General features: G+C 61.3%; 16 protein-coding genes. 7 read left to right on the top strand and 9 right to left on the bottom strand.

Annotated elements, in window-relative coordinates:
* Positions 1–122: 122 nt before the first annotated feature.
* Together IVB22_RS24055 and IVB22_RS24050 are read right to left on the bottom strand one after the other, a co-directional pair.
* Positions 123–719, bottom strand: a complete 597-nt coding sequence (locus IVB22_RS24055) for a lytic transglycosylase domain-containing protein (RefSeq protein WP_247519731.1) — start codon at positions 717–719, stop codon at positions 123–125.
* 146 nt (positions 720–865) lie between these two features.
* Positions 866–1,357, bottom strand: a complete 492-nt coding sequence (locus IVB22_RS24050) for a hypothetical protein (protein WP_247519730.1) — start codon at positions 1,355–1,357, stop codon at positions 866–868.
* 397 nt (positions 1,358–1,754) lie between these two features.
* On the opposite strand from IVB22_RS24050, the gene IVB22_RS24045 reads away from it, so the two are divergent.
* The 4 genes from IVB22_RS24045 (at position 1,755) to IVB22_RS24030 (ending at position 7,267) form a co-directional block, all read left to right on the top strand.
* On the top strand, positions 1,755–2,996 hold the full coding sequence (locus IVB22_RS24045; RefSeq protein WP_247519729.1) for a hypothetical protein: 1,242 nt from the start codon (positions 1,755–1,757) through the stop codon (positions 2,994–2,996).
* Positions 2,997–3,286: 290 nt separating this feature from the next.
* On the top strand, positions 3,287–3,796 hold the full coding sequence (locus IVB22_RS24040) for a hypothetical protein (RefSeq protein WP_247519728.1): 510 nt from the start codon (positions 3,287–3,289) through the stop codon (positions 3,794–3,796).
* A 148-nt stretch (positions 3,797–3,944) separates the two neighbouring features.
* Entirely contained in the window at positions 3,945–5,711 is a 1,767-nt protein-coding gene (locus IVB22_RS24035) for a type I secretion system permease/ATPase (RefSeq protein WP_247519727.1), read from the top strand.
* 224 nt (positions 5,712–5,935) lie between these two features.
* Positions 5,936–7,267 (top strand): HlyD family type I secretion periplasmic adaptor subunit, encoded by a 1,332-nt coding sequence (locus IVB22_RS24030; protein WP_374207634.1) that lies wholly within the window; start codon positions 5,936–5,938, stop codon positions 7,265–7,267.
* A gap of 32 nt (positions 7,268–7,299) precedes the next feature.
* Here the strand turns inward: IVB22_RS24030 and IVB22_RS24025 are convergent, their stop codons facing one another.
* The 7 genes from IVB22_RS24025 to IVB22_RS23995 all read right to left on the bottom strand — a co-directional run bounded on the left by IVB22_RS24025 (position 7,300) and on the right by IVB22_RS23995 (position 13,834).
* Positions 7,300–8,139 carry a response regulator transcription factor gene (locus tag IVB22_RS24025; RefSeq protein ID WP_247519725.1) on the bottom strand — a complete coding sequence of 280 codons (840 nt, stop codon included), beginning with the start codon at positions 8,137–8,139 and terminating at the stop codon, positions 7,300–7,302.
* Positions 8,140–8,284: 145 nt separating this feature from the next.
* Entirely contained in the window at positions 8,285–8,890 is a 606-nt protein-coding gene (locus IVB22_RS24020) for a hypothetical protein (protein ID WP_247519724.1), read from the bottom strand.
* Between the two features lie 159 nt (positions 8,891–9,049).
* Entirely contained in the window at positions 9,050–9,835 is a 786-nt protein-coding gene (locus tag IVB22_RS24015; RefSeq protein WP_247519723.1) for an ABC transporter ATP-binding protein, read from the bottom strand.
* Positions 9,832–10,605, bottom strand: coding sequence for an ABC transporter permease (locus tag IVB22_RS24010; protein ID WP_247519738.1), 774 nt, complete (start codon positions 10,603–10,605; stop codon positions 9,832–9,834). The genes IVB22_RS24015 and IVB22_RS24010 overlap by 4 nt, the downstream gene beginning before the upstream one ends.
* 92 nt (positions 10,606–10,697) lie before the next feature.
* Positions 10,698–11,642, bottom strand: a complete 945-nt coding sequence (locus IVB22_RS24005; protein WP_247519722.1) for an ABC transporter substrate-binding protein — start codon at positions 11,640–11,642, stop codon at positions 10,698–10,700.
* A gap of 93 nt (positions 11,643–11,735) precedes the next feature.
* On the bottom strand, positions 11,736–12,479 hold the full coding sequence (hutC, locus tag IVB22_RS24000) for a histidine utilization repressor (protein ID WP_247519721.1): 744 nt from the start codon (positions 12,477–12,479) through the stop codon (positions 11,736–11,738).
* The gene (locus tag IVB22_RS23995; protein ID WP_247519720.1) at positions 12,476–13,834 is read right to left on the bottom strand and encodes a formimidoylglutamate deiminase; all 1,359 of its coding nucleotides are present in this window, start codon (positions 13,832–13,834) and stop codon (positions 12,476–12,478) included. The genes hutC and IVB22_RS23995 overlap by 4 nt, the downstream gene beginning before the upstream one ends.
* Before the next feature lie 87 nt (positions 13,835–13,921).
* Here IVB22_RS23995 and hutI point away from each other — a divergent pair, with 87 nt between their 5' ends.
* From hutI to hutU, 3 genes are read left to right on the top strand one after another with little or no spacing between them, the layout of a single operon-like run.
* Positions 13,922–15,136, top strand: coding sequence for an imidazolonepropionase (gene hutI / locus IVB22_RS23990; protein WP_247519719.1), 1,215 nt, complete (start codon positions 13,922–13,924; stop codon positions 15,134–15,136).
* Positions 15,133–16,710 carry a histidine ammonia-lyase gene (gene hutH, locus IVB22_RS23985; protein WP_247519718.1) on the top strand — a complete coding sequence of 526 codons (1,578 nt, stop codon included), beginning with the start codon at positions 15,133–15,135 and terminating at the stop codon, positions 16,708–16,710. The genes hutI and hutH overlap by 4 nt, the downstream gene beginning before the upstream one ends.
* Positions 16,707–18,377, top strand: a complete 1,671-nt coding sequence (gene hutU / locus IVB22_RS23980) for a urocanate hydratase (protein ID WP_247519717.1) — start codon at positions 16,707–16,709, stop codon at positions 18,375–18,377. The genes hutH and hutU overlap by 4 nt, the downstream gene beginning before the upstream one ends.
* Positions 18,378–18,383 lie beyond the last annotated feature (6 nt).

The following is an 18,383-nucleotide window of genomic DNA, read 5'->3' as shown; positions in this document are numbered from 1 at the left end:
ATATGGTGGTCTCCGCGGCGCCGGCTCACACTACCAGCGAGGCCGCCGAGTGACATTTCAACTTTGCAGAGTTAGGGACATCTCAACTTTGTTGCAACACCCGATGTCGAGAACAGGGCGATCTAGATACCACGCATCTTATGATCGGCCCAGTTCTTGAGGTCGCCTGCCGTTAGTACCTCGAGGAATGGGTTAGCCCTGACAAGTTTTTGGCGGGTGGTTCGACCAGTCGCGTCAGCGGCGGCCATAACGGATGCGGCGTCGGCATGTTCTGCGCCGGATAGCAGAGCCACGGCGCCGGCTGGTCCAGCAAAATAGGCTAGATAGAGAGAACCGGACGTGAGGGGCAGACCCCGTTTTTGCAGTGTCCTGGCATATTGCTCAACCAGCCGCGTAATGATCTCGCGAGTGAGTTCTGCGTCCCGGCGTAGCTTTAAGAGTTCTTTATCGCTGCGGCCTTTGATCAGATCGCGGCGATGCTTTCGGACGGCTTCGAGCCATGTGTCATCAAGAAATTGACCCGCCCCTGTGGCGCTGGAAAGCTTGTTCCTCTTATTCGCAATTCCCGTCGATTCGACTTTGATGATGCGCTCCACCAGAGCCTTGACGTCGATTGCCTCGATTGTCTGCCGGTTTGGATAAGTATTGCGAAGTATGTAGAGGCTTAAGATCACGGCCAACGCAATCGCCGCCGTTAAAGCGATTGCGGCGATTGCCATGCAAAGCGAATCTCGCGATCTATCGGTAGCGCACCGCTCGTCCAGGCGAGGCGGTCTGATTTCGTCCACTCTCGCTGCTTCCCTTGTGCGAGCGCCGTGATCCGGTTTCACGCCGGCTGAATCGACATTGCACGAAAACCATTGTGCTAGGTCTGGCATCGGGAGGACAAGTTCAATGCTTGAAGCAGACTATCGAAGGAATATGGACGACACGGCTTGACCTCGACCATCGCCTTCGACCGATCCATCCTTGCAGCTTTGTTGGATGTTGTGGGTTTAGGCTTAGGCTTCTTGTTGTGCTCTGTGTACTTGGGTTTAGGTCTTAGTTTCCTGAGAACGTGCTTCTTGTCGTCTGTACGGCTCCTAACAGTGCTCAAATCCGTTTCTGGAGTCGTGGCCGCCGTCACATCCGGTGCCAGTGTTGGTTCGGCAGGTGAGGTCGGCTGAACCGATGCTTCTTGCTGCAAACGGTGGATTTCGAGCCGATCAGCCGTCTCCAACGTGTCGGCTGATACGCTTACGTCGGCTGTTAGTTGCTCGAACGGATCTGGCGCACCTGTCTTCGCGCGCGGCGGTGTCCCCAGCTCCATGATAATCAGTGCGCTGAGGCCAACAACGATGAGACCCACCCTCATCATGATCTACTCTTCCGCAACGAAGATGCTTGCCCCGAGTTGGGGGAAATAATCTGCCCAACGCCGCAGAACGATTTCTAGGATCCAATGAGGCGGGTTCGCGGCAGAATTGACTTACTCGCAGCAGCGACGAGGTAAGTCTAATAATAGGGTTAATACACCGAGCACTCACCCACTCCGACGTCTCGCTCAGCTGGAGATCTGGAGCAGAAGGTGTCCAGGATTCACGGTACGTCACCACTCCACATCCGAACGGATGTAACTGATATCATGTCAGCCACCCGAACGTTTGCGATCCGAATTGACGACTCGGCTTTTGGCCTGCCGCGGTGACATTCTTTTCTTGAGTTCGGGAGCGTCCGTCCAGTCGGCGCGAAGCGATTTCGGTAGGGCAGCAGCGATGGGTGTTCGGAGTGTATCGGACGGTGTTCACCTCGGGGGCATCAAGTATTCGCTCGGGTACGATGCATCAGCCTCGTGGTGGCTCTCCGCGGATTCGTGGCCAAACTTCCGGACCCACACGGGAGATAACAGCGCCGGCAATGGCGGCAACGGCTATTTTGCCGGGAGCCTGATCGGTAGGAGCTACGCTGCTTTCGAGCCGCTAAACGTGGCGCAGGCCCGCTCCCATGCGACAGCCGACGCCTATCAGACGAACATTGCGTATTTTGATCAGTCCGCGAGCCAGATCGCAGGAATTGGCGGTGATGGCGGCAATTGGAATGCCGCATTAGGCGGAAACGTCGGCGCGTTCGGGTCTGTCGGCCCTGGCGCGATCGCCACCGGTGACAACAGCGCCGGCAATGGAGGCGATGGCTACTTCTTTGGAGCAATGGTGCATGCTCCTGTCGCAGTATATGCCCCGGTCAACATTGCGGTGGCGGGATACAATTCCAGTGCCCACGCTGATCAGACGAACGATGTGGTGTTCGATCAATCCGCGTTTCAGATGGCCGGCGTCGGGGGCAATGGCGGGAACGGTAATGCCGCGATGGGTGGAGATGTGTCGGCCTCCGGAACTGGCCACGGGTCCCACCAAACCATCGGCGGGTCAGGCTTCGCGTCCGACCACGGCGGGACTGGCTCCGATGTGATCGCGAGCGGGGGTAACCACGCCGGCAACGGCGGAGACGGATACTTTTACGGGGGCATCGTTCACGCGACGTTTGCGTTTTACTATCCGATCAACATCGCGGTGGCGGGATACAATTCCACTGCCAACGCCGATCAGACCAACAATGTGGTGTTCGATCAATCCGCTTCTCAGGTGGCCGGCGTCGGGGGGAATGGCGGGAACGGCAATGCCGCGATTGGCGGAAGTTCGGACATTTTCTCTTCTATCTTCGAATTGATTGGCTCTGACGTCATCGCGACCAGTAACAACAGCGCCGGCAACGGCGGCAACGGCAATTTCTCGGGAAGCATGGTCGACGTCAACGTGGCGATCTATGCCCCGATCAACATTGCAGTCGGCGGCTACAATTCAACGGCCGAAGCTCATCAAAACAACAACGTCGAGTTCGATCAGAGCACGATCCAGATGGCCGGAATCGGCGGTGACGGCGGCCACGGCAACGCTGCGTTGGGCGGCGATTTCGCCATGCAGCTGTTGTCGGACCTCCACTTGCTGGATCATGCCTAGAGCTTATTCCGTTTCGATAGAATCGAAACGGGGCTCTGGATTTTTGATTTCACGTGTTTTCTTGACGCGAGCCCACCCCGGAGCAAGCCCGGGGTGGGCTTTCGTTTGAAAACGCTCTGGCGGGATTGGAGCTGTCCGTATCCCGGCGGCGAGAGGGTAGCATTTCGGGCGTACACCGTCGCTTCGGGTGGCATCAGCTTTGGCAGCTAGATCGATCCGGCATCCAAATCCAAGATCGTTGCTGTCCACATTGGGACGCACAGTGTGCAAACCAGATCAGGGAGACTGACATGGCAAAGGCAAAGGCATTTCCTTCCGACACGATCGCACTCAAGATTTCGACCGGCGGCAACAGCGCAGGGAACGGTGGAGACGGGTACAACGAAGGCAATATCATCAGCAACCCGAGTATCAAATTCAATCCAACCAACAAGGCCGAAGGCGCCGACGTCCACGTCAAGAACGGCGATGACGTTTACCAGAAGGCATACTGGGACGCCGGCGGCGCGAATGCGAAGGCAGAGAAGCATTCCAAGGCAGAGGGCGGAAAAGCCGTCTCGAATGGCGACCAGGAATCGAAAAGCGGCCATAACAAATCCGACGTGGATGCCAACACGAAGGCCTATCAGGAAAACTACCTCAAGGCGGATATGAGTCAGAACGTGTGGGCCGGCGTCGGCGGCAATGGCGGAGACGAAAACTACGCGAAAGGTGGTGACGTTGACGTCAATATCCTGAACGACTCGCTCAACAGTCACGAGACCTACTATATCGACGATTCAGGCATGGGGCACGGCTGATCGACGCTTCCGAGGGGCAGAGAACCGGCAGCGGGGGCTGCCGGTTCTCACTTCGCCAGCGAAATCGGCAAACAACGGGACGGGTAGGGTCGGACTTCAGATCTCTGGCGGGAACGCAATGCTGATGCCACCGCTCCGGCTGCAAACAATGTCACCACCGCGAACCCCGTTGAAGGCAGCCTTGCGGGCTTGCGCGGGATCGCTCGGGCTCGTCTTCGCGTATAGCTGCAGCTACAATCTCCTTCTTCTCGCGCCTTCCATCTATCTGCTTCAGATCTATGATCGCGTCCTGTCGAGCCGTAGCGGCGCTACGCTCCTGATGTTGACGCTCATCGTTGGGTTTACCGTCGTGATTGGCGGCGTGCTTGATGCACTGCGCCGTGCTGCATTGGGCCGGATGGGCGAGTGGCTTGAAGAAGAACTGCATCCGGCAACGCTCTCCACGTGCTTCAAATACGCGTATGAAGCCGATCGAACGCGGGCATCGGAAGCCTATCGCGATCTGACGACCCTGCGTCAGTTCGCCCAGTCCGGAGCCTGCTCGACCCTGTTTGACGTGCTCTGGACGCCGCTCTTCCTCGGCGTTCTCTTCCTCGTGCATCCGTTGCTGGGCGTGATCGGCACGCTGAGCGCGCTTCTCCTGCTTGGTCTCGGGCTTCTCGGCGATCGGCTCACCGAGGGCCCGCTGGCGCGGTCGGCCGCCGCACAAACGAGGAGCCAGGGATGGTTCGGCATGGCGGTCGGAAACCTCCATGTGATCAGGGCCATGGGAATGCTCGATGGTGCCGCACGCCTCATCCGCCAGGCTGCGCAGGATGCCAGGAGCGAGCAGGAGGTGGTCCAGCGCCGCCACGAGACCATCATGCTGATCTCCAAGCCCGTGCGGGCGCTGACGCAGGTGCTGATCATGGGCACTGCCGCCTGGCTCGTCCTGGAACAGGGCAGGAGCCCGGCCATCATCTTTGCTGCGAGCATGCTGTTCGGACGCGCGCTCCCGCCCATCGAAGGGGCGATTGCGGGCTGGAAGGCATTCGCGATGGCCCAGGCCGCCTACCGCCGGCTCAACGGCATCATGTCCGCTGTCGCCCCGGTTGCGAACGTCAAGACCCTCCCGGACAGGCCGAACGGCGATCTCATCGTGAACAATGTCGCCGCCGTCCTGCCAGGAACGAGCCACGTGTTCCTGAATGGCGTTTCGTTCTGTCTAGCGCCCGGTGAATGCCTTGGCATTATCGGTCCCTCCGGCTCCGGCAAATCCACACTTGGCAAGATCATCGCGGGAATCTCCGGTCCGACGGCGGGCTCGGTCCTGCTCGATGGCATCGACATTTCAGTCGTGCGCGATCTGGGCGGCGGCCGGCGCCTCGGATATCTGCCGCAGGATATCGATCTCTTCGGAGAAACGGTAAAGGACATCATTGCCCGGCTGGACGACGCCGATTTGCAGAAGGTCATTGAAGCGGCAAAGCTGGCCGGCCTTCACGAGACCATCATTCGGCTGCCGCAGGCGTACGATACGGTCCTCGTTGGCGGAGGCGCCAATCTTCCACGCGGGTTTCGCCAGCGCCTCGGCCTTGCACGGGCGTTCTTCGGCGATCCGCACCTCGTGGTCCTCGACGAGCCGAACTCCAGCCTCGATGCGCTCGGCGAGCGCATGCTGTTCGACGCCATTGAATGGATGAAGGCGGCCAATACCACTGTCATCATCATCACCCACCGGATCGGGATCCTGGGCGTAACGGACAAGATTGCCATCATGCAGGACGGCGCGGTTACCGCCTTCGGCGAGAGCAGGGAAGTTTTCGAGAGGTGTTTGGCGCGCCCGCAAGTTGCTTCGCGCGAACCGGTGCGAGGTCGTTCGGACCAGAACTGCGAAGGCAGTATTGGCGCCTCACCGCAACCGATTTCGCCATGACTTGCGGCACACCTTCTCCCTATCGCTTTGCCCGAAGGGAACGGGATCTCATGAAAACTTCATTCGCTCAGATCAGGATTCGAGAGGTCTCAGGGTGGTTGAGATCGGTGGCGCCAGCGTTCTGCGATCGGCTGCGCCGCGTCACCTGGATTTACATCAAGCATGCTGATCTCTTTGCCCGAAGGGGATGGGATCGTCTGAAAACTGCATTTGCTCACGTTGATATTTGGGAAGCCCCACGGTGGCTGAGATCGGCGCCGCCGGCGCTTCGCGAACGGCTTCGCGGTGTCACCTGGACAGGAAACCTGCTGGTGTTCGGCTTTGTGGTTGGTCTCGGTACCTGGTCAACCTATGCCCCGCTTGAGAGCGCCGCGATTGCTGTCGGCACCGTCGAATCCGAGTCGAGCCGCAAGACGATTCAGCATCTCGAGGGTGGCATCATCAGGGAAATTCTGGTCGCGGACGGCGACGTTGTCCGCGCCGGACAAACGCTGATCTCGCTGGAGGACACCAAGGCTCGCGCCGAAGCCCAGAGCCTGCAAGGCCAGTTGTGGGAGGCCATTGCACGAGAAGCACGGCTGCAGGCGGAACAGCACGGAGAGGAGCGGGTGTCGTTTCCGGCCTGGCTGGAGACGGCACAGCGCGCTATTCCGTCGGTCACGGATGTTCTTGCCGGCCAGCAAGCCATCTTCGAGACGCGTCGGCAGGTCTTTCAATCGCAAGTGACCGTAAATCGGGAAAAAAGATCGCAGGTGGAAAAGGAGATCGAGGGACTCAGGGCGCAGGAAAGCGCGGCCTCAAGGCGCATCGAAATCGTCCGTGAAGAAGCGGCGACCGTCGCCATGCTCGTTAACAAGGGACTTGAGCGGCGTCCGCGGCTTTTGAACCTCGAGCGGGAGATGGCTGACATCGAGGGGCGGCGGGGTGAGATTGTCGCGCAGATATCGCGCGCCGGGCAGGTTATCAACGAATCGCAGGCAACTCTTCTCAAACTCGAGAACGACCGCCAGAACGAGATCGCGCAGTCGCTGCGCGAGGTGCAAAACCAGATTTTTCAGATACGTGAGCGACTGCAGGCGGCCGACGACCAATTGTCACGAACGGCCGTCAAGGCGCCCCAGGATGGCGTGGTAACGGACCTTCGGATTCATACCCGAGGTGGCGTGATCGGCGCCGGCGCAGCTCTCATGGACCTGGTTCCCCGGCAAGATCGGCTCATCGTGATTGCGCGCGTCAGGCCCGAAGATATCGATGTGGTCCGTCCCGGACTGAGCGCCGAAGTGAATCTCCTGCCCTACAATCAGCGCCGCGTGCCACCGCTCCATGGGACTGTGACGCACGTGTCTGCCGACCGTCTGGTCGACAAGCGCACGGATCAACCCTACTACGCAGCGAAGATTCGCGTGCAGGATCCGACAGGCGCCGGGATCGATGGTGTCCAGGTTATTCCGGGAATGCCGGTCCAGGTGTTCATCAAGACGGGGCGCGGCACCGTGGCGCTCTACGCCCTCAGCCCTCTGCTCGACAGTTTCCACAGCGCGTTCCGCGAGGATTAAGCTGCGACCAGAACTGCGAACGCAGGCAGCCCTCAGGATGACCGCACGCGTGAGGGCTGGGCATGACCGTTGGCTCGCCGGCTCCAGCGAACGACCGCCTCGGTGCGGTTATGAGCGGAGCATTTTCGCATGATGCGTTGAATATGCATTTTTACGGTGTTTTCCGAAAGGTTGAGCCTGACGGCAATCAACTTGTTGGGAAGACCGAGCTGCAGCGCCTCGAGCACATGTTCTTCGCGTGGCGTAAGGTCGACCATCGCCTTCTCCGGCACAATCCTGGTGGCGCCGTTACCCTCGTTGGTTCCGAACAACTCGGGTGCGTCGGAGCATTCCGACATCGTCTTGAGACTCGACGCTCCACTTTGCCCAACGATCGGTAACGGTCGGTAGACCCCACCGGCAAGAACCAGGCGTAGCCCGGCGATAGCGACTTCGACCGGGATCGATATCGGAAAAAAGCCGCGCACTCCCCGTTGCATCGCAGCTGAAGCCGTCGCGTCGTCATCGCGGTTTGACAACACAGCAACGGACGCTTTCGGGCAAGATTCTGCGAGGAGGGCGAGGCTATCCTCGATCGAAGGGTCAGTGACCTGCTTGTCCCCGATATTCAACGCAATCAAGCGGATATCTCTGGCTGATAGCCAGTTCAGGCTACTCGTCGTTTCCATCTCGACGATCTCGAATCCAGTGAGTTCTCTCTTGAGGATATTGAGGATGCACGTACGCGCCAGGATATGCTGCTCGATGATCACGATCACCGGCGGGTTTTGTGACCCCTGGGCTAGTTCCGCGAGATTAGTAAAATCGTCCATGATATCCCCGAGTTCAGAGAAACGCTGGGCACTCCACCAGTTTTGATTTCCATTTTCCATGGAGCAAGTCTGCCCCACACACTCTGCAGCGAATTGCTGCTGATCGCGACGTTGCTCCCGAACTTCGAGTTCGTTCGCAGGAACGTCGTCAGGGACCTTCTGGTCCGCGGCAATAGATCTTGGCAGCGGTTCTGGTTGTTCCAGGCTAGCTGCAAATATTGCGATACGCGCTCGCCGCCGCCGACTTCGCGGAGCCATCGACCACGTATGCTTCATCGTCCGTCACGAGATATAGAAACGGCCTGTCTCCGGTATCTTCGCCCGACGCTTTTTTTCCTTTCACACGGCCGCAAATGGTGTCGACGGGCTGCCCGAGCGTATTCTTGCGGATGGCCCGTTTCATCTCACCGAACTCGGCGGACGCCGGGTCCTCCAACTTCGCAGCAATGGTGGTCCTCGCCTTGATAATGACCGGATCGGACGTCTCAGCGGGCCGAACAGATGCCGGAGCCTCGACTTTCGCTTCGATGACGGCGGACTTCGCCTCTTTCGCAGCGAGATGGGACCTGTCACGGACGTGGGCGGTTGACGGCGCTTCCGTCTTCGCCGCGACACCGGGCTTTCCCTTTGTTGTCGCGGAACTGGCCTTGGATGACGCTGGCGCCGGTTCAACCGGCCGACTGGCCGCGGTCATGTTGAGACGGCCGAGCCCGGTCGCGTCGGTGCACGCGTCCATGTTCGCTAGGGGCAGTGAAGGGTAGCTACAGCCAACCAGGGTCGCAGCCAGAACACCAATGAGAAGCGTTCTCATGCCAATCCCTCATAAGGGGCCTGAGTTCCACTCGCACTTCTTGCGGCGATCTAATAATGTTGCGCTGGTTGTCTATCCTTTGCGCAAAAGTATTAACTGCTGCTTAAGCGCCCGACCGTTACCGAGCTCGCCCGTGAGTTCGCCGCTCGATCATGTCTTTCAGGCATCAACCGCAACCTTCAATGCCTCGCCACGGATCTCTTCGACGAGCCGTTCTTTCAGCCTGACGAATTCGGGTGCGGTCTTGATCTTGTAGGATCGCGGATGGGGTAGATCGACCACGATCTCGGCCTTGATACAGCCGGGACGTGCGCTCATCACGATGACGCGGCTGCCGAGGAAGATCGCCTCTTCGATATCGTGCGTGACGAACAGCACGGTCTTCTGGTCGCGTTCCCAGATCCCGAGCAGCATTTCCTGCATCAGCGCGCGGGTCTGATTGTCCAGCGCTCCGAACGGCTCGTCGAGCAACAGGATCTTGGGATCGTTGGCGAGGGCGCGCGCGATGGCCGTGCGCTGCTGCATGCCGCCGGACAGTTGCTTCGGCCAGTGATTTTCAAATCCCGATAAACCGACCCGCTGGATGAACCCGTCGGCGATCTTGCCGCGCTCTGCCTCGGAAATCCCGCGTTCGCGCAGGCCGAACGCGATGTTTTCACGCACTGTCAGCCATGGGAACAGCGTGTACGACTGAAATACCATGCCGCGATCCGCGCCAGGCCCGGTTACTTCGAGCCCGTCCAGGATAACGCGGCCGCTTGTCGGCCGGTCTAGGCCTGCGACGATGCGCAGCAACGTGGATTTTCCGCAGCCCGACGGGCCGAGGATGGTGACGAAGTCATTGTTGCCGACGCTGAGGTCGGTCGGCTCCAGAGCCCGCGTGGGGGCGTTGCCCTGGCGCGCAGGGAAGATGCGAGTGACCTGATCGATCTTCAGCTTGGTCATGCCAGCTTCCACGGAAACAGCCAGGCGTTGAAAGCCTTGAACAGGAAGTCCGAAACGAGGCCGATCAGCCCGATGACGATGATACCGAAGATGATCTGGCCGGTATTGAGCAGGGCCTGGCTGTCGGTGATCATGTGGCCGATGCCCGACGATGAACCGATGAGCTCGGCGACGATGACATAGGTCCAGGCCCAGCCGAGGACGAGCCGAAGAATTTCCGCGATCTCGGGGGCAGACGAGGGCAGCAGCACGCGGCCGATGATGCCGCGGTCGTTGGCGCCCAGCGTGTAGGCTGCTTCAACGAGGTCGCGCCGTGTGTTGCCGACGTTCACGGCGATCATCAAGATGATCTGGAACACCGAGCCGATAAAAATAACCAGCAGCTTCTGCAACTCGCCGATGCCTGCCCACAGGATCAACAGCGGGATAAAGGCTGACGCCGGCAGATAACGGGCAAACGAGACAAACGGCTCCAGGAACGCCTCGATCGGCTTGTAGGCGCCCATCAGAACGCCTGTAGGCACCGCAATGATGGCCGCCAGCACGAAGCCGCCGACAACCCGCCAGATCGTCATGCCGATGTCGAACAGGAAGCCGTGCTTGGTCAGGAGCTCCCAACCTTCCTGCAGCATGGTCAGCGGGTTGGCGAGAAACGTTTTCGAGACGTAGCCGCCAAAGGTTGCCCATGCCCACAGGGCCACGAACAGGACAAAGAACGCAAGGCCATAGACCGTGCGCTGCTTCGATGTCACGGGATCGAGGGGACGTATCACAAGGCAAATTCCTCAAAGCGGTACGATGATCATGGGAAGTCCCGCTTCCTCACGTGTGGGAAGCGGGACCGGAGTTGCGCCGACCGAACCTACTTGATGTAGCTCGTGTCAACGAGGTCATCGATTTTCGGAATCGATTTGATGATGCCGATCTCGAGCAACAGATCTGCGGCTTCCTTGGTAAAGGCCTGGAACTCGCCCGCGAAGAATTTCTGGTTCGCGGCCTTGTCCTGCCAGCGCAGATATTTTGCCGAATTGCCGAACTGCTCGCCGGACTGCTTCACGTCGGAACCCATGATCTCGTAGGACTTGGCCTGGTCCTTTTCGATCAGGGCCACCGCCTCGAAATAGCTGTCGGCCAGCGCTTGAGCGGCTTTCGGGTTTTCCGTCAGGAATTTCGGCGTGCAGCCGAACGTGTCCATGATCATCGGATAGTCGAGCGTGGTCGCGATGATCTTGCCCTTGTCCGGCGCGGCACGCACCGTCGACAGGTAAGGCTCATAGGTCATGGCCGCATCGTTCTGACCGGACACGAATGCCTGCGCCGCCGCGGCTGGCTCCAGGTTCACCACCGTGACGTCCTTGACCGAAAGGCCATTTTTCTTGAGCATCCAGGCCAGCGTGAAATAGGGAGCGGTGCCGGGTGCGGACGCGGCGACCGTCTTGCCCTTCAGATCCTTGATCGAGGCAACGTCGTTTCGCGTTGCCATGCCATCGGCGCCGTAACTTTTGTCGAGCTGGAAGATCTGCTTGGTCGCGACGCCATTGGCATTCCAGGAAATCCAGGTTTCGACCGTGGTCGCCGCGCACTGGATGTCACCTGAGGCAATGGCCAGATGCCTGTCCTTCTGCGGGATCTTCTTGATCGTCACGTCGAGGCCGTTCTTCTTGAAGATGCCCGCCTGGTTGGCGAGCGTCAGCGGCGCAAACCCGGTCCATCCGGAAATCCCGATGGCGACCTTGACGTCTTGCGCGATGGCTGGCGCTGACACTAGAAGAGCGGCGGTTGCGGCGAATATTCTAAAACTGGACATGATTGTCTTCCTTCTGCCTGACGTATGGATTTGGTTCTGTTCGTCCTACTGCTGCATAAACTGTGCCGTACTTCATACGCATAGATCTGCCTCTCAGCCGCCCTTGAAGCGGGCAACCAGTTTGTGAGACTCGCCCGGATAGAGCAGGCGCACAGCCGTCAGCGGCCGCGCGCTGCGCCAGGTATGCCGGTCGATCACGAGGCACGGCGCGCCGATCGCAATGTCCAGGGCCGCCGCGGCCTGTTGGTCGGCCACAATGGCGCAGATCGAATGTTCGGCTTCCGTCCACGGGACATGGTGAAGCAGCCACGAGCCGGGCGGTTCGGTCGCAAAATCCGCCGCAGCCGCCTCGGGCACGGCGTCGAGATCGATCAGCCTGTCCTCGATGGCGAAAGGTACATCATCCGCGCTGTGCCGGCACGCGATCGCGATCACCTTGCCGGTCTGCCGTGCCCCGAGACGGGCGCGGTCGGCGGCGGTCGCGGTGCGGCGCGAGCACTGGATCAACTCATAGCCGTAAGCGCGGCCGAGCGCGGTGATCTCGGCGCGGATATCGGCGATCTTGAGCACCGCCGACAGGAAAGTGGGACGGCGTACAAACGTGCCGGCCTTTCGGCGCCGCTCGATCAGATCGGCTTGCGCCAGGTCCGACAGCGCCTTGCTCACCGTCATGCGCGAGCAGCGATAGCGCGCCATCAACTCGTGCTCGAACGGAATGCGGTGACCTGGGGGCCATTCACCGGTCAGGATCCTCCGCTCGATGTCGAGCCGGATCTGCTTGTACAGCGTCGGCTTGTCGGCCGCCGGAAGTTTCTCGCGGTCGGTGGCGAGGCTCATGCCACGAGCCTCCGTACTGCCGCATTGAATGCGGCGCGCGCCTGCTGGCGGAGGCGGTGACGTCCATTCTCGACGAGCTTGTCTCCGCCCGCCCAGACACAGGCGACGGCACCCGAGCCCGCTGCAAAAATCCAGCCGTCGAGGACGGTATCCCCGCGGCGTCCCGCGAGCGAGGGGTGCGTGGTGTCGAGGGTCACGATGTCGGCGCGTGCACTGGCCTGGAGGCCGACGAGCGGTTGCGCGAGCGCCTGGGCGCCGCCGGCGAGCGCTGCGTCGAACAGCGCGCGACCGGTTGAGACGCCCGGACCACCGGACAACACATTGCGCTCCCGGTGTTTTAGCCGCTGGCCATATTCGAGCTGGCGCAATTCGTCGGTGACGCCGACCAGCACGTTGGAATCGGTGCCGATGCCGAACCGGCCAGCTGCGTCCAGGAATTCGCGGGTTGAAAAAATGCCGTCGCCGAGGCTCGCTTCAGTCACCGGGCAGAGGCCTGCGACCGCGCCACTGCCGGCAAGCGCGGCGGTTTCCGTTGATGTCATGTGAGTTGCGTGAATGAGGCACCAGCGCTGATCGACGGGTGCATGTTCGAGCAGCCACTCAACCGGCCGCCGCCCCGACCAGGCGATGCATTCATCGACTTCTTTCGTCTGTTCGGCGGCGTGAATATGCACCGGTCCGCCTTCGGCCAGCGGTGCAATGGCCGCCAGTTCATCAGGCGTCACGGCCCGCAGGCTGTGCGGCGCAACGCCGACATTGGCACCCGGTAGCGCGCGGATGGCCGCGCGCGTGGCGGCTGTCAGCCTGGCAAACTGGTCGACCGAGCAGATGAAACGGCGCTGGCCGGGATGCGGTGGCGCTCCACCGAATGATCCGTGCGCGTAGAAACTCGGCAGCAATGTAAGCCCGATGCCGGAGATCTCGGCGGCCCGCGCAATTCGCGTCGCCATCTCCGCAGGGTTGGCGTACGGCGCGCCATCGCGATCATGATGCAGATAATGAAATTCCCCGACGCGGGTATAGCCACGCTCGAGCATCTCGACATAGAGCAGCGTTGCGACGGCTTCGGTGTCTTCCGGCGTCATCTCCAGCGCGAAGCGATACATCGTCTCGCGCCATGTCCAGAACGTATCGGCGGAATTGCCGCGTGTTTCGGCGAGCCCCGCCATGCCGCGCTGGAATGCGTGACTATGCAGGCTGGCTATTCCGGGGATTGCCAACGGGTGGCGTTCATCGTGTTCTTCCGGCGCCACGCCGCTCGAGACCTGCGTGATGGTTCCATCTGTGACCACCACCTGCACGTCATCGGCCCAGCCCGAAGGGAGCAGTGCTGATCCGAAATGCAGAGTGGACATGTTTCCAAACCGGCTGGACAGAATACCAACACGATTTTATGTATAGACATATAGATACGTCAAGCTCCTGCCGCCGAGGAGAGCTGCATGGCCGAGCGCTTCGATCGAATCTGGCTCAACGCCCGGCTCGCCACGGTCCGGGAGGATCTGCCCGAGTTCGGTGTGATTGAGGACGGCCTGGTCGCCGCCCGCGACGGCCGCATCGCCTTCGCAGGCAGCCGTTCCGACTTTCCATCTGATGCCGATGCGGCCGAACGGATCGACTGCGCGGGGCGGTGGATCACGCCCGGGCTGGTGGATTGTCATACCCATCTGGTATTCGGCGGAAACCGCGCGCACGAATTCGAGCTGCGGCTGCAGGGAGCAAGCTACGAAGAGATCGCGCGCGCGGGCGGCGGCATTGTCTCGACGGTCGCAGCGACGCGAGCATCCAGCGAGGCCGAACTTGTTGCCGGCGCGCTGCCGAGGCTCGACGCCCTGATCGGCGAGGGCGTGACGACGCTGGAGATCAAATCCGGCTATGGGCTCAATACGGAAACCGAGATGCGTCAGCTGTCCGCCGCGCGTGCGCTGGGCCGTAACCGACCGGTCACCATCCGGACATCGTTCCTTGGCGCGCACGCGCTGCCGCCGGAAGCCGATGGCGACAAGGATCGATACATCGATCTGGTTTGCCAGGACATGCTGCTGGCTGTGGCGAGCGCCGGGCTCGCCGACGCGGTTGATGGCTTCATGGAAGGCATCGCGTTTTCAGGCGAGCAAACGGCGCGCGTGTTCCGCGCGGCCAAGGCGCTGGGATTGCCGGTCAAACTGCATGCGGATCAGTTGTCGAATCTCGGCGGCGCCGCGCTCGCCGCGGAATTCTCCGCTCTGTCCGCCGATCACCTGGAGCATACGGATGAGGCCGGTGTTGCCGCCATGGCGCGGGCAGGCACGGTAGCGGTGCTTCTGCCAGGTGCGTTCTACTTCATTCGCGAGACGAGGAAGCCGCCGATCGAACTGTTCCGCGCCCACGGCGTGAACATGGCGCTCGCGACCGATTGCAATCCCGGCAGCTCGCCGCTGACGTCGCTTTTGCTCGCCATGAATATGGGCGCGACATTGTTCCGGATGACCGTTGCCGAATGCCTCGCCGGCGTGACCCGGGAAGGCGCGCGTGCGCTGGGTATTCTGGATGAAACAGGCACGCTCGAGGCCGGCAAATATTGCGATCTCGCGATCTGGGATATCGATCGGCCGGCCGAGCTGATCTACCGGATGGGCTTCAACCCGCTGCACCGCCGGGTGTGGAGGGGAAAATGAGCGACCGGCATGCACCCATTGTCGTCTCGCCCGGACGGGTCAGCCTCGACGATCTGGCGCAGGTGCTTGCAGGGGCGGCCGTTGTGCTCGATCCATCGTTCTGGCCGCGCGTCGAGGCGGCATCGGCCATCGTTGCGAAGGCAGCGGATGCGCAAGCACCGGTTTACGGCATCAATACCGGGTTCGGAAAACTGGCGTCGAAACGAATTCCTCCCGACCAGACCGCGCTGCTGCAGCGAAACCTCATCGTGTCGCATTGCTGCGGGGTAGGGCTTCCTACGCCCGAACCGATCGTGCGGTTGATGATGGCGCTGAAGATCATCTCGCTGGGACGAGGCGCCTCGGGCGTTCGCCGTGAAATCATCGAGCAGCTCCAGGCCATGCTGGCGCGAGGCATTTATCCTCTGGTACCGCAGCAGGGATCGGTCGGTGCATCCGGCGATCTGGCACCGCTTGCGCATATGACCGCTGTCATGATCGGCGAAGGGCAGGCGCTTGTCGGCGGAAAAATTGTGCCGGGCCGCGATGCGCTGGCCGCGGCCAATCTCGCGCCGATCACCCTCGGCCCGAAAGAAGGTCTTGCCCTGATCAACGGCACGCAGTTTTCAACGGCCTATGCCATTTCCGGCTTGTTGCGCGCCCATAGCCTCGCCTGCGCTGCGCTGGTGACGGGCGCGTTGTCAGTCGACGCTGCCATGGCGTCGACCGCCCCGTTCCGCCCGGAGATTCAGCAATTGCGGGGGCATGCCGGGCAGATCGCCGCCGGCGCAACGCTTACAGTGCTGCTCGAGGGCAGCGATATCCGCATGTCGCATCTCGAAGGCGACGAGCGCGTGCAGGATCCCTATTGTCTGCGTTGCCAGCCGCAGGTGGCCGGCGCCGCGCTCGACCTGCTGGTACAAGCCGCCCGCACGTTGACGATCGAGGCCAACGCCGTCACGGACAACCCGCTGGTACTGGTTGAGACCGGCGAAATCGTCTCCGGCGGAAATTTTCACGCCGAGCCGGTCGCCTTTGCCGCCGACCAGATCGCGCTTGTCTTGTCCGAGATCGGAGCCATTAGCGAGCGGCGCATCGCGACCCTCGTCGACCCCGCGCTGAACTTCGGCCTGCCGCCGTTCCTGACCCCCGATCCCGGTCTCAACTCCGGCTTCATGATCGCCGAAGTCACGGCCGCCGCGCTCTATGCCGAGAACAAGCAACGCGCCACAGCCTGCTCGATCGATTCGACGCCGACCAGCGCCAATCAGGAAGATCATGTGTCGATGGCCGCACACGCGGCACGCCGGCTGTCCGATATGGCTGACAATCTTGCCACCATTCTCGGCATCGAGCTGTTGGTTGCGGCGCAAGGCATCGGTCTGCGTGCGCCGCATTCGACCAGTCCTGCGCTGGCGGCGGTTATCGCAGTACTGCGCGAGCAGGTGCCGGCGTTAGGTGGCGATCGCTACATGGCCGCCGATCTTGCGAACGCAACTGCGCTGGTCGAAGCCGGCAACTTGCCGGCCGCCGCGATTTCGGTGCTTGAGAGCAACCCGTTTCCAAACCTTGCCGAGAGAGGCCATTTGTCATGAACCGCCGATTGGACAACGACCGCATCATCCGGGCGCCCCACGGGCCTGAGATCACCGCCAAGAGCTGGCTGACGGAAGCGCCGCTCCGAATGCTGATGAACAATCTCGATCCTGATGTTGCCGAAAGGCCGAGCGAACTCGTCGTCTACGGCGGAATCGGCCGCGCCGCGCGCGACTGGGAGAGTTTCGACCGCATCGTTGCCTCGCTGCGCAAGCTTGAGGGCGACCAGACATTGGTGGTCCAGTCAGGCAAGCCAGTCGGAATTTTCCGCACCCACGCCGATGCGCCGCGCGTCCTGATCGCCAATTCGAACCTGGTGCCGCACTGGGCGACGCTCGATCACTTCAACGCCCTCGACAAGCAGGGGCTGATGATGTTCGGGCAGATGACGGCCGGATCGTGGATCTATATCGGCAGCCAGGGCATCGTGCAGGGAACCTACGAAACATTTGTCGAGGTGGGGCGGCGTCATTACGGCGGCAGCCTCGCGGGCAAGTGGATCCTGACCGCGGGTCTCGGCGGTATGGGCGGTGCCCAGCCGCTTGCGGCGACGATGGCCGGGGCGTCGATGCTCGCGATCGAATGCCAGCCGAGCCGCATCGAGATGCGGTTGCGCACGGGCTACCTTGACCAGCAGGCGAGCACGCTTGACGAGGCGCTATCGATCATGGCGCAAGCAGCGGAGAGCAAGCAACCGGTCTCCGTCGGTCTGCTCGGCAATGCCGCCGATGTTTTTCCCGAGCTGGTGCGCCGTGGCGTCAGGCCGGACATCGTCACCGACCAGACCAGCGCGCACGATCCGATCAACGGCTATCTGCCAAAGGGATGGACGCTTGCTGAATGGGAATCGAAACGCCAGGCCGATCCGAAAGCGGTTGAAGCGGCCGCAAAGACCTCGATGGTCGGCCACGTCCAGGCCATGTTGGATTTCCACGCACAGGGCGTTCCCACGCTCGACTATGGCAACAACATCCGCCAGATGGCGAAGGACATGGGATTGAAGAACGCATTCGATTTTCCCGGGTTCGTTCCGGCCTACATTCGTCCGCTGTTCTGCCGCGGCGTCGGGCCGTTCCGCTGGGCAGCGCTATCGGGCGATCCCGAGGATATCTTCCGGACCGATGCCAAAGTGAAGGAGCTGATGCCGGAGGATAAGCATCTTCACAACTGGCTCGACATGGCGAAGGCACGGATCAAGTTCCAGGGATTGCCGGCGCGGATTTGCTGGGTTGGTCTTGGTGATCGCCACCGGTTGGGCCTAGCGTTCAATGAAATGGTGGCGAGCGGCGAATTGAAGGCGCCGATCGTCATCGGCCGCGATCATCTCGACAGCGGCTCAGTTGCGAGCCCGAACCGCGAAACCGAAGCGATGCGCGATGGTTCGGACGCGGTGTCCGACTGGCCGCTGCTCAATGCGCTGCTCAACTGTGCCAGTGGAGCGACGTGGGTTTCGCTGCATCACGGCGGCGGCGTCGGCATAGGCTATTCGCAGCACGCCGGCATGGTGATTGTCGCCGACGGAACCCCGGAAGCTGCGCGCCGTATCGAGCGGGTACTTTGGAACGACCCCGCGACGGGTGTCATGCGTCATGCCGACGCGGGCTATGAAAGCGCGGTTGCATGCGCCCGTGCCAACGGGCTCGATCTACCCAGCCTGGCGTTGTAGCGCACC

It is taken from the genome of Bradyrhizobium sp. 190 (assembly GCF_023073415.1).
GTDB lineage: Bacteria > Pseudomonadota > Alphaproteobacteria > Rhizobiales > Xanthobacteraceae > Bradyrhizobium.
The sequence above is the reverse complement of the archived record's forward strand: the minus strand, read 5'-3'. Positions and strand labels throughout refer to the sequence as shown.

Bases quoted from the DNA above. Each gene is read 5' to 3' on its own strand.
- IVB22_RS24055 (WP_247519731.1), bottom strand. From the start codon at position 719: ATGGCAATCGCCGCAATCGCTTTAACGGCGGCGATTGCGTTGGCCGTG.
- IVB22_RS24050 (WP_247519730.1), bottom strand. From the start codon at position 1,357: ATGATGAGGGTGGGTCTCATCGTTGTTGGCCTCAGCGCACTGATTATC.
- IVB22_RS24045 (WP_247519729.1), top strand. From the start codon at position 1,755: ATGGGTGTTCGGAGTGTATCGGACGGTGTTCACCTCGGGGGCATCAAG.
- IVB22_RS24040 (WP_247519728.1), top strand. From the start codon at position 3,287: ATGGCAAAGGCAAAGGCATTTCCTTCCGACACGATCGCACTCAAGATT.
- IVB22_RS24035 (WP_247519727.1), top strand. From the start codon at position 3,945: ATGTCACCACCGCGAACCCCGTTGAAGGCAGCCTTGCGGGCTTGCGCG.
- IVB22_RS24025 (WP_247519725.1), bottom strand. From the start codon at position 8,139: ATGGAAAATGGAAATCAAAACTGGTGGAGTGCCCAGCGTTTCTCTGAA.
- IVB22_RS24020 (WP_247519724.1), bottom strand. From the start codon at position 8,890: ATGAGAACGCTTCTCATTGGTGTTCTGGCTGCGACCCTGGTTGGCTGT.
- IVB22_RS24015 (WP_247519723.1), bottom strand. From the start codon at position 9,835: ATGACCAAGCTGAAGATCGATCAGGTCACTCGCATCTTCCCTGCGCGC.
- IVB22_RS24005 (WP_247519722.1), bottom strand. From the start codon at position 11,642: ATGTCCAGTTTTAGAATATTCGCCGCAACCGCCGCTCTTCTAGTGTCA.
- hutC (WP_247519721.1), bottom strand. From the start codon at position 12,479: ATGAGCCTCGCCACCGACCGCGAGAAACTTCCGGCGGCCGACAAGCCG.
- IVB22_RS23995 (WP_247519720.1), bottom strand. From the start codon at position 13,834: ATGTCCACTCTGCATTTCGGATCAGCACTGCTCCCTTCGGGCTGGGCC.
- hutI (WP_247519719.1), top strand. From the start codon at position 13,922: ATGGCCGAGCGCTTCGATCGAATCTGGCTCAACGCCCGGCTCGCCACG.
- hutH (WP_247519718.1), top strand. From the start codon at position 15,133: ATGAGCGACCGGCATGCACCCATTGTCGTCTCGCCCGGACGGGTCAGC.
- hutU (WP_247519717.1), top strand. From the start codon at position 16,707: ATGAACCGCCGATTGGACAACGACCGCATCATCCGGGCGCCCCACGGG.